The organism is Flavobacterium sp. KY-23415 (assembly GCF_055384985.1).
In genome coordinates this window covers 995,630-1,007,323 of the sequence record NZ_AP044001.1, presented here as the reverse complement: position 1 = coordinate 1,007,323, position 11,694 = coordinate 995,630, and the positions used below count along the sequence as shown (strand labels likewise).

Genomic DNA, 11,694 nt, shown 5'->3' with positions numbered 1-11,694 from the left:
TAATGAATAAATGATTTTTTACAAATCTTCTTTTCGTTAACTCAAATTGCTGTTTGGTTAATTTATTCATTTTGAGTTAAAAATGAAATCTAATTTTACCAAAAATTTAAAAAACACAAGTATGAAAACAAAATTATTTTCTTTTTTATTTGTACTGTTTTGCAGTGCCTTGAATGCTCAAGTTCCAACAAATGGACTAATTTATAATTTTAAATTTGATAATTCACCAACAAGTGTGGCAGGTACAGAAACATTTACTTCTAATTCGACAATTACTTATACAAGCAATCGATTTGGTAATACAAACAAGGCTATAGCGAAATCTTATGGTCAGCTAATTTATACTAATTTAACAAATTTGCCAACTGTGAACGAAAGTAGAAGTATTAGTCTTTGGATAAAACCAACAGCGGTAAATGTAGATAATATTATTTTTACTTATGGAACTGGATCGGGGAGTCAAATTTATGGAGCTTCATTTAATGCAACAACCATTTATAATTTTACTTATTCTTCAAATATTGAGGCAAGTTCATCGGTTGCTACTGATATTTGGAAGCATGTAGTAATTACTTATAATAATTCAAATACAGTTGCTAAAATTTATGTTAATGGGGCTTTAGTGAATCAAGGTAGTATAGGTCTAAATACATTTAATACTCAATTTTATTTAGGGAGTTTATTGAATAGCCCGACAGCTTCTCATTTTATTGGAGCAATGGATGATTTATTAATTTATAATAGAGAATTGAGTGATTCAGAAGTTTCTCAAATTTATGTAGATGGAACTCCTCCTTCTAATGTTGCTGTTGCTGAATATTCATTTGATAACACGTATAATAACCTTAATGGTGATAGTCCTTTTTCAAGTAACCCAGGTACTTCTTTTATAATGGATAGGCACGGTAATTCTAATGGAGCACTAAATATTGTCAACACAGGAACATCTGCAACAATTATTAATTTACCCTATAGCAATACAGCTCGTACAATTTCATTTTGGGCTAAAGTAAATGTAATGCAAAATCCTTACAATATGACCTTTTCATATGGACAACCGTCTAATAGTAACGCGTGTGGAGGGTCTTTTAAAAGTGATAGAGTTGAATTTTTTGGATTCAATAATAATTTTGCAGGTTTAACCCCAAATTCATCAGGGACTTGGTATTATTTTACCTATACATACAACGGTAATGAAGCGAAAATTTATAAAAACGGTGTAGTCCTAAATACTATTAATTTAAACCTGAATACAATAAATAACAACGACATATTTAAATTAGGTGTAGGAGTAGGAGGCGAATTGAACTTTAATGGGGCTATAGATGATTTGAAAATTTATAATTACGTTTTATCTGATACTGAAATTTCAAATTTATATAATTACAACTCATTAGGAGTGCCTCAATTACCTATTATAAGTACAGTAACTAAAAAACCTGCAGCAATTAATGCTACAATTTATGCTAACGTAAATGGTAATGGGTCTTCAATTTCAAATGTGGTTGTGAAATATGCTACTTCATCTGGGAATTTAAACAATCAAGTAAGTGGAATTGGAATATCTCCAAATAGTTACTATGGCACAATTATCAATGGATTATTAGAGAATACAACATATTATTATAGAGTAGAAGTAACCAATGCAGAAGGAACATCTTCAACTACAGAAGATAGTTTTACCACAGGTTCAAAACAAACTGTAGCAGAATATAGTTTCGATAATGTTTATACTAATTTTTTAGGAAATAATGCTTTTGCATCGAGTGCAGGTACTTCTTTTGGAAATGACAGAAATAACAATCCAAATAGTGCTTTGGTGGTAAATAATACATCGGTTAACGGTCAAGTTCCAGATTTGCCAATTGATGGTTCAACAAGAACAGTTTCTCTTTGGGCAAAGATAGACTCTAATGCTTCTAGTAATTATCCGTTTAGTTACGGAGGGATATTACAAGATTTATCTTTCATAGGTGTAATTAATAGTAATACGTTAGAATTTCAAAGTTTTAGTAACGGATTTACAGTTAACGAAACAAATCCAATCAATACATGGATGCATTTAGTATATACTTATGATGGAGTAGAGGTGAAAATGTATAAAAATGGCGTTTTAATGGGAACTTCACCTTTTAATTTGTTTACTTCTTTCGATGATAACTACTTTTATTTAGCAAGTATATGGGGAGCTACAAATACATTTAACGGGTCAATTGATGATTTAAAGATTTATAATTATCCATTAACACAAACACAAATTTCAAATCTATATAATAATAATACATTGTCAACAAACGATTTTAATCATAATGAAGTAGTTGTTAAAATGTATCCAAACCCAGTTCAAGATATATTAAATGTTAATTTGCAAACAAGTTTAAAATCTGTTGAGGTTTATAATATACAAGGTCAGAAAGTACTTGAGTCAAATAAAAATCAAATCAATTTATCTAGTTTGGTTTCAGGAATCTATATGGTACGAATTCAAGATGAAAACAATGCAGTTGTAACAAAAAAAATCATTAAAAAGTAAGTTTTTTAAATAAATCCCTTAGGGTTGTCAAGTAAATTAAGGTTTTTAAAAAATAAATCTCAATTTACTTGACAACCCCTGTTTTGCAATCGTATATTTGCAACCATTTTGATTTCAGAAAAAATCTGATTTCTACTATTTTAAATTATAAATATAACTATGAAGTTATCCAATTTCAATTTCAATTTACCTGAAGAATTATTAGCTGAATTTCCAGCTGAAAATAGAGATGAATCTAGATTAATGGTTGTTAATCGTAAAACTGGAACTATTGAACATAAAATGTTTAAAGATGTTATTGATTATTTCGATGATGGTGATGTAATGGTTTTAAATAATACGAAAGTGTTTCCAGCTAGATTATATGGTAATAAAGAAAAAACAGGTGCACGTATAGAGGTTTTCTTACTTAGAGAATTAAATGCAGAACAACGTTTATGGGATGTTTTGGTAGATCCTGCTCGTAAAATAAGAATAGGTAACAAGCTATATTTTGGAGATGATGATTCTTTAGTGGCTGAGGTTATAGATAATACTACATCTAGAGGAAGAACATTGCGTTTTTTATATGATGGTTCGTATGAAGAATTTAGAGAAAAATTAGTAGAATTAGGAGAAACTCCTATACCAAAATATATCAACAGAGAAGTAACTCCAGAAGATGCAGAGCGTTACCAAACAATATATGCAAAGGTAGAAGGAGCGGTTGCTGCACCAACTGCTGGATTGCATTTTTCTAAGCATTTGTTAAAACGTTTAGAAATTAAAGGGGTTGACTTTGCAGAAGTAACATTACATGTAGGTCTTGGAACTTTTAATCCAGTTGAAGTAGAAGACCTGTCGAAACATAAAATGGATTCTGAAGAAATGGTAATCACTCAAGAAGCTTGCGATATTGTCAATAAAGCAAAATTATCAAAGAAAAAAGTTTGTTGCGTGGGAACTACGTCAATGCGTGCAATGGAAAGTTCTGTTTCTTCACAAAGAACTTTAAATCCTTTTACCGGTTGGACCAATAAATTTATTTATCCACCTTATGACTTTAGTATTGCAGATGCTATGATTACAAATTTTCATACGCCAAAATCTACTTTATTAATGATGATTTCGGCTTTTTGTGGTCATGACTTAATGAAAAAAGCTTATGCTGAAGCAATAGCAGAAAAATATAGATTCTATTCTTATGGTGATGCAATGTTAATCATCTAATGATTGCTAAAAGATTATAATTGTAAAAAACTCATCTATTTGGATGAGTTTTTTTATGTCTTAATTTTTTTGAAGATCTAATTAACATCATGACTCCTAATTTTCTCTTTTCCTAAAAAAATGTATTTTTACCTTTTATAAAAACGCTATAATATGAATTTTCAAAATACAAAAGAATTTGCACAGCAATTAGATGCACAAGATGAACTTAGAAAATATAGAGATGAATTTATTTTTCCAAAAGTCAATGGTAAAGATGTAATCTATTTCACAGGTAATTCACTTGGTTTGCAATCCAAAAGATCTAGAGAATATGTAGATGAAGTAATGAATGATTGGGCAAATTTAGCTGTGGAAGGTCATTTCTATGCTAATAAACCTTGGTGGGATTATCATGAGCGTTTTTGTCAGCCTTTAGGGGAAATTGTTGGAGGGAAACCCGCAGAAGTAGGTGTGATGAATACACTTACAGTAAATCTTCATTTATTGATGGTTTCATTCTATCGCCCAACATTTAAAAAATATAAAATTATTTGTGAAGAAAAAGCTTTCCCGTCAGATCAATACATGTTTCAAAGTCAAGTAGCCTTCCATGCGAAAAATATTGGGTTTAATCCAAAAGAAGCTATTGTAGAGATTAAAAGAAGAGAAGGAGAACACAATATTCGAATCGAAGACGTGCTTTCTGCGATTGAAGAAATAGGAGATGAATTAGCACTAGTATTAATTGGAGGTGTTAATTATTATACAGGACAAGTTTTTGATATAAAAACTATAACAGCAGCGGGGCAAAAAGTAGGAGCTTATGTAGGTTGGGATTTGGCGCATGCAGCTGGAAATATTGAATTAAAATTACATGAGTGGAATGTTGACTTTGCTGCTTGGTGTAGTTATAAATATATGAATTCTGGTCCAGGGAATGTTTCAGGTTATTTTGTTCATGAAAAACATCATAATGATAAAGAATTGTCTCGTTTTGCAGGATGGTATGGTCATAATAAAGAGAGGCGATTCTTAATGGAGTCTCAATTTGAACCGGTTCAAGGAGCAAATGGATGGCAAATTAGTAATTTACCAGTATTGTCTATGGCTCCTTATTTGGCTTCTGTAGAAATGTTTGCAGAAATAGGAATGCAACAATTAATTAAAAAAAGAAACTTAATAACTGGTTATTTAGAATTCATTCTTCACGAAATAGATAAAGAAGTTGATCGTGCAGAGTTTGAAGTTATAACTCCAGCTAATCAAAAAGAAAGAGGTTGTCAACTTTCGGTTTACCTTCATGGTCAAGGAAAAGATTTATTTCAATATTTAATGAAAAATGGGGTAATAACAGACTGGAGAGAGCCTAATGTTATTCGTTTGGCACCGGTTCCATTATATACGTCTTACGAAGATATGTATAACTTTGGGCAGATATTAAAAAATGGAATTTGTGATTAAGATAGTAATTAAATAATTTTTGTGTTAAAAATTGAATATATTTGCAATGTAAACACTTGATTATTATGAAAGTAAAAATGCTATTTGTTGTTTTGTTTCTAGCAGGAGGTTTGTTTGAAATGCTTGCACAAGAATCAAAAAACGAGAAGGCTGCATTAGAATATATTAAACTGCATGCAGAAGAGTTTAAAATAAATCCTAATCATGGATTTAAATTGCGTTTTGTGAGAAAAGGAAAGGCAGGAGAAACATTAAGATTTCAGCAAATGTTGAATGATGTCCCTGTTTTTGAATCAGAATTTGTAGTTAATTTTAATAACAATAATGAAGTTGCTTTTACTTCGAATAGTTATAAAAAAGACATACAGATAATTGACACAAAGCCTACTGTGACAAAAGAGAAAGCAATCGAAGTTGCAGATAGTAAATTAAATTACAATCGAGCAGTAACATTACAAAATATTGATTTATACGTTTATGATTTTAACGGAGTAACTAAATTAGTTTATAGAACCATTACTCATGCAGAAGATTTAGTTGGTAGTTGGGAAGTTTTAATTGATGCTAAAACCGCGGAAGTCCTAAGTGTTAAAGATGTTTCTATTAGATGTGGTAAAGAATGTAAAGAAAACCATACACATGATTTTGTAAATAATGTAGATAATCTTGAGAAAAAGAAAAAAAAAGTATTTTCTGCTGTAGAAGAAAATAATGCTTTTGCATTTACAACTGGAACAGCAATGGTTTTTTTGTCAGACCCTTTATCTGCTGCAGGAGTTTCTTATGGAGGGCAATATGTAGATAATAATGATGCTACAAATGCTTCTTTAGATGCAACAAGAGTTACAGTTAATTTGCCAGAAATTGAAAATATTTCAGGAACGTATAAATTAAAAAGTTCCTATGTTGAAATTAAAGATATTGAAGCGCCTAATAAAGGTCTTTTTACACAATCAACACCAAACTTTTTATTTAATAGGAATCAAGACGGCTTTGAAGCGGCTAATGTTTTTTATCATTTAGATAATAATATGAGGTACATCAATGAAACATTAGGTGTTAATTGTCGTCCATATTTGCATTCTGGTGTTTTGTGGTTTGATCCTTCTGGATTTAATGGATCTGATAATTCAAGATATTCCGGTGCTGGTAATGACTTGTCTTTTGGTGAAGGTGGTGTTGATGATGGGGAAGATGGCGATGTTATTTGGCATGAATTAGGTCATGGATTACATGATTGGATGACAGGTGGTTCAGGTTTGTCACAAGTTAATGGATTAAGCGAAGGTTGTGGTGATTATTGGGCACAGTCTAACAGTAGATCTTTAAATCAATGGAACTCTTCTAATGCAGCTTACCATTATATGTTCAACTGGGATGGCCATAATGAATTTTGGGGTGGAAGAACTACCAATTATGGCGCAACTTATCCAGGAGGATTAGTAGGGCAAATACATACAGATGGGCAAATTTGGGCAACAGTTTTAATGAAAATTTGGGATGTGCTAGGAAGGACTAAAACCGATACCGCGTTTTTAGAAGGTTTAGCATTAACGAATAGTTCTACAAATCAAAATCAAGCAGCTATAGCGGTTAGACAAGCAGCAATAAATATGAATTATAGCTGTGCCGATGTAAAAGTAATGACCGAGAAATTTTCTGCTGCTGGCTATTCTATGCCTGCATTACCTTTAACGATCAATTGTCCAAGTAATCAAACAGTAAACGCAGATGGTTCTGGTAATTATGTGTTGCCAAGTTTTGCAAGTTTAACAAATGTAATTAATTCAAACTGTAATGCTACAGTTACTCAAAGTCCTGCTGTTGGAACAACTGTTGGTGTGGGGGTTCATACTATAACAATGTCAGGAAGTGGAACAGTAAATTGTAATTTTACTTTAGTAGTTGAAGCAGGATTTGGAAATGAAGGCTTAATTAAAGCATCTGAAATTATTTTGTATCCTAACCCAGCTTCTTCTTCAATAACTATAAAAGGGTCTTTTGATAGTTTAGAAAAAATTCAGGTATATAATATGCTAGGTCAAGTTGTAATGGATGGAATTGTTTCTGGGGATGAAACTACATTAAATGTAGCTAATCTTTCTAGTGGAGTATATACAATAAATTTTGTTGATTCGAACGTTTCTGTTAGATTCGTAAAAGAGTAATTTAATAGTGAAAAAATAATTGAAGCCGAAAAGTAAATGCTTTTCGGCTTTTTTCTTTTAAAATAAAAGATAACAATTATATTTGTTTAAAATATTTTTTAAAAATGACAAAAGAACAAATTATAGAGAGTTTTGATCCGAGTCAACCTGGATTGGCTGATGCTACAATTTTTGGATTACCTTTTTCTGCGGAACAATCTGAAATTATTGTGATTCCAGTGCCTTGGGAAGTTACAGTAAGTTATGGTGCAGGTGCGTCAGAAGGACCAGAAGCTATTTTGGACGCTTCTTTTCAAGTAGATTTATTACATCAAGATTTTCCAGAATTATGGAAATTAGGAATTTTTATGGATGAAGTACCAGAGCATTGGGCAAAAAATTCAGCAAAATATAAAGAATTAGCGCAACCAATAATTGAAGCGTTAGAGAATGGAGAAGATGTTTCTGTTTTCCCAGCATTACAAACCGATTTAGATAAAATCAACAAAGTCTGTAGAGAATTGCATACAGAAGTTAAAGAGAGAGTAAAACATTGGATGGATAAAGGGAAAAAAGTTGTGCTTCTTGGAGGAGATCATTCCACTCCTTTAGGTTATTATGAGGCTTTGTCTTCTAAATATGACAATTTCGGGATTCTCCATTTAGATGCACACATGGATTTAAGAATCGCCTATGAAGGATTTACTTATTCTCATGCTTCTATTATGTACAATGCTTTGCAGTTACCACAAATTTCTAAAATTGTCCAAGTGGGAATTAGAGATTTTTGTGAGCAAGAAGTAGATGTTGTGAATAAACAAAACGGGAGAGTATTGGTTCATACCGATTTGGATATGAAAAAACAGCTATTTGAAGGGAATACATGGCAACACCTGTGTGATTCAATTATCGGCTCGTTACCAGAAAAAGTTTGTGTTTCGTTTGATATTGATGGAATGAATGCTTTGTACTGTCCAAACACCGGTACTCCAGTTCCAGGAGGATTTTCGTATGAACAAGCAGTTTATTTGTTAAATAGATTGGTAGAATCGGGTAAAGAAATTATTGGTTTTGATTTAGTAGAAGTAGCACAAGGAGAAAATGATTGGGATGGTAATGTGGGTGCAAGAATGTTGTTCCAAATGTGTGGTGTTTTTGCTAAATCGCAAGGAATGAATGTGGGGAATAAGATTGAGTTTAAGAAGTAAATTGGTTGTATGAAAAAGACTTTTATTTTCATTTTTCTGATTTTTCAAATTTCTTTTTCTCAACAAAAAATATCGGAAGTTCAAAAGTTTACAGCGGTTTGTAAAGTTTGGGGCTTTTTAAAATATTATCATCCCAATGTTGCTGCTGGTCAGTATGATTGGGATGAACAATTGTTCTCTATTTTGCAAAAAGTAGAGAAAAGTGACACAAAAGAAAAATTTTCAACTGTAATTGAAAATTGGATTGCTACATTAGGAGAAGTGCCTAAAGTAAAGATTGTAGATAAACTTCCAGAAGAAAGGTATTTTTATAAAAATTTAGATTTTTCTTGGTTTAATACTACTTCTCTTTTTTCTAATAAGTTATCTAAAACATTAGATTTAATAAAAGAAAATAGATTTCAAGGAGAGCAATACTACATTTATGACAAATCCGACGGAGGTGGAGTATTAAATCTTCAGCATGAAAAAACACCGGAATATTTTACATGGAAAGAAAAGAAATACAGATTATTAACACTTTTTAGATATTGGAATATAATAGAATATTTTGCTCCTAATAAATATAAAACGGATAAAAAATGGGAGCAATGTTTATATGATATTTTACCAAAAATAGTACATCCAAAGGATGAACTATCCTATAATTATGCCTTATTAGAATTAGTTACTAATTTGAATGATAGTCATGCAAATTATTATATTTTAGAAAATAATCGTCATTTATCTATTCCTTTTTATCACTATTTTTTACCAGTAACTTTATCTATTGTTGATGATAAATTTGTAATTACAAAAATCTTAAATGAAGCTTTAGCGGAAAAGAATGATATGCAAATAGGGGATGTAATAGTCAAATTAAATCATAAAACGCTGCAAGATTATAAGAAGGAGTATAGAAAAAAAATACCAGCTTCCAATGAAGCTTATTTTAATAGAGATCTTATAATGAATTTAAGGAGACTTCCATCAAAAGAAATAGAAATTGAATTTGAAAGAGAGAAAGTACACCAAGTAAAAAACATTGAATTATATAATGATACTTTTTTTGATGATTTAAAAAATTCAGTGAATAAAGAGAAGTGTAAAATTGTAGAAGGGAATATTGGTTATCTCAATCTAGAAAATATTTATGTAAAAGATCTGGATTCAATTTTACCTAGAGTTAAAAACACAAAGGGGTTAATTATAGATATTCGTAACTACCCTCATGATGTGCATAAAGAACTAGCTAAATTTTTAAATGACACTCCAAAAGAATATGCTACACAAATTTATGCGGATTTAAATTATCCTGGACGATTTATTTGGGAGAAACCTCAAATATGTGGAGAAGAGAATCCAGACAATTATAAAGGAAAGGTTGTTATTTTAGTGAATGAAATGTCGATAAGTCATTCAGAATGGACAGCTATGTGTTTGCGTGTAGCGGATAATGCAATTGTAATGGGTAGCCAAACAGCTGGAGCAGACGGAACAAATCTAGCTTTAAAGATAATATTCAATCATTTCTCAACTACTTTTACAGGTAAAGGAGTTTTTTATCCAGACAAAACAGAAACACAGCGTATTGGCATAGTCCCTGATATTGAAGTTAAACCTACAATCGAAGGCATTCGACAAGGTAGAGATGAAGTTTTAGAGTGTGCTATTCAATATATAAATGAATAGCATAATCTTTAAGTAACTTATAAACGAAAAGAAGAATGTTTTTGAATGTTCTTCTTTTTTTGTTTTTAAATAATTATAACAAAGACGAACAATTTTGTAAAACAAAGAATAATTACTCGATAGTAAATCCTAAAAAACTAAATTTGCGACAACTGAAACACAACATAATTATGAGATATAATAAGATTCCAAATTCATTATTTGTAGAAAACAGAAAAAGGTTTTGCGAGAAAATGCAATCCAATAGTATGGCTATTATAACATCAAATGATGTAATGCCCAATAATGCAGACGATGTTATGGGATTTGCTCAAAATAATGATTTGTTCTATTTGTCTGGAATAGACCAAGATGAAACAATTTTAGTTTTGTTTCCTAATGCAACAAAAAAAGAAAATAGAGCGATTTTATTTGTTAAAGAGGTAAGTGAGTATTCCAAAATATGGGAAGGGGATTTCTTAACCAAAGAAGAAGTGGTTGAAATTTCAGGAATCAGAAATGTAAAATGGATACATGAGTTTGAAAAAACAATCCAGTTATTTGCTTTCGAATCAGATGTGTTTTATTTAGGACACAATGAACATATTAAAAGAGTAACTTCAGAGATCGAAACGCGTCAAGATAGAATGATTGCTTGGTGCAAACAAAAATACCCACTACATCAGTATGATAGAGTCGCTAAAATTACCCGTGAACTAAGACCAGTAAAATCAGCAGAAGAGATTAAGTTGATTCAAGAAGCAATTGCAATAAGTGTCAAAGGCTTTAAAGGTTTGTTGAAAGCTATAAAACCAAATGTAAAAGAATATGAGCTAGAAGCAGAACTTACTTATGAAATGGTAAAAGGAGGAGGAACTCGTCATGCATTTAAACCCATTGTAGCTTCTGGGAAAAACGCATGTGCTTTGCATTATAATTTTAATAAAGAGGTTTGTAAAGATGGCGAAATGGTTCTTGTAGATTTTGGAGTTTGTTATGCTAATTATAATTCAGATACAACAAGATGTGTGCCCGTAAATGGCAAATTTTCGGAACGACAAAGCGCGGTGTATCAGTCGGTTTTAAATTGTCTTAAAAAAGGAGAGCAATTGTTTAAACCAGGACTTTTGCCGAAAGATTATGAGGCGAAAATGGCTGAATTTGTTGAGTTTGAATTAATCCAGTTAGGTTTAATTACTGAAGAGGAAATAAAGAAACAAAACCCAGATTTTCCAGCCTATAAAAAATACTTTATGCATGGAACAGCTCATTATTTGGGACTAGACGTGCATGATGTTGGGTTATACTCTCGACCTTTTGAAGAAGGAATGATACTCACTTGCGAACCTGGAATCTATATTAGAAAGGAAGGAATTGGTTGTAGATTGGAAAATGATTATCTAATTACTAAAAACGGATGCATTAATTTATCAATTGATATGCCAATTGAAATAGAAGATATTGAGAGGTTAATTCAAGGTTTTTAATGTTATGTTATGATTAA

At 31.1% G+C, this 11,694-nt stretch carries 7 protein-coding genes; all 7 read left to right on the top strand.

Going from position 1 to position 11,694, the window contains the following annotated elements; genetic code table 11:
• Positions 1–121 precede the first annotated feature (121 nt).
• Positions 122–2,533: a LamG-like jellyroll fold domain-containing protein gene (locus ACZ49Z_RS04630; protein WP_464307021.1), complete on the top strand. Its 2,412-nt coding sequence runs from the start codon at positions 122–124 to the stop codon at positions 2,531–2,533.
• Between the two features lie 159 nt (positions 2,534–2,692).
• The gene (gene queA / locus ACZ49Z_RS04625) at positions 2,693–3,742 is read left to right on the top strand and encodes a tRNA preQ1(34) S-adenosylmethionine ribosyltransferase-isomerase QueA (protein WP_464307020.1); all 1,050 of its coding nucleotides are present in this window, start codon (positions 2,693–2,695) and stop codon (positions 3,740–3,742) included.
• Between the two features lie 153 nt (positions 3,743–3,895).
• Positions 3,896–5,185 (top strand): kynureninase, encoded by a 1,290-nt coding sequence (kynU, locus tag ACZ49Z_RS04620; protein ID WP_464307019.1) that lies wholly within the window; start codon positions 3,896–3,898, stop codon positions 5,183–5,185.
• Positions 5,186–5,250: 65 nt separating this feature from the next.
• Entirely contained in the window at positions 5,251–7,353 is a 2,103-nt protein-coding gene (locus tag ACZ49Z_RS04615) for a T9SS type A sorting domain-containing protein (protein ID WP_464307018.1), read from the top strand.
• Positions 7,354–7,457: 104 nt separating this feature from the next.
• The gene (locus ACZ49Z_RS04610) at positions 7,458–8,540 is read left to right on the top strand and encodes an agmatinase family protein (RefSeq protein ID WP_464307017.1); all 1,083 of its coding nucleotides are present in this window, start codon (positions 7,458–7,460) and stop codon (positions 8,538–8,540) included.
• Positions 8,541–8,549: 9 nt separating this feature from the next.
• On the top strand, positions 8,550–10,211 hold the full coding sequence (locus tag ACZ49Z_RS04605; protein WP_464307016.1) for a S41 family peptidase: 1,662 nt from the start codon (positions 8,550–8,552) through the stop codon (positions 10,209–10,211).
• Positions 10,212–10,381: 170 nt separating this feature from the next.
• Complete coding sequence (locus tag ACZ49Z_RS04600; RefSeq protein ID WP_464307015.1) at positions 10,382–11,677, top strand: aminopeptidase P N-terminal domain-containing protein; 1,296 nt, start codon at positions 10,382–10,384, stop codon at positions 11,675–11,677.
• Positions 11,678–11,694: the final 17 nt, after the last annotated feature.

Coding starts and splice junctions, on each gene's coding strand:
- ACZ49Z_RS04630 (WP_464307021.1), top strand. CDS start 122: ATGAAAACAAAATTATTTTCTTTTTTATTTGTACTGTTTTGCAGTGCC.
- ACZ49Z_RS04610 (WP_464307017.1), top strand. CDS start 7,458: ATGACAAAAGAACAAATTATAGAGAGTTTTGATCCGAGTCAACCTGGA.
- ACZ49Z_RS04600 (WP_464307015.1), top strand. CDS start 10,382: ATGAGATATAATAAGATTCCAAATTCATTATTTGTAGAAAACAGAAAA.
- ACZ49Z_RS04605 (WP_464307016.1), top strand. CDS start 8,550: ATGAAAAAGACTTTTATTTTCATTTTTCTGATTTTTCAAATTTCTTTT.
- queA (WP_464307020.1), top strand. CDS start 2,693: ATGAAGTTATCCAATTTCAATTTCAATTTACCTGAAGAATTATTAGCT.
- ACZ49Z_RS04615 (WP_464307018.1), top strand. CDS start 5,251: ATGAAAGTAAAAATGCTATTTGTTGTTTTGTTTCTAGCAGGAGGTTTG.
- kynU (WP_464307019.1), top strand. CDS start 3,896: ATGAATTTTCAAAATACAAAAGAATTTGCACAGCAATTAGATGCACAA.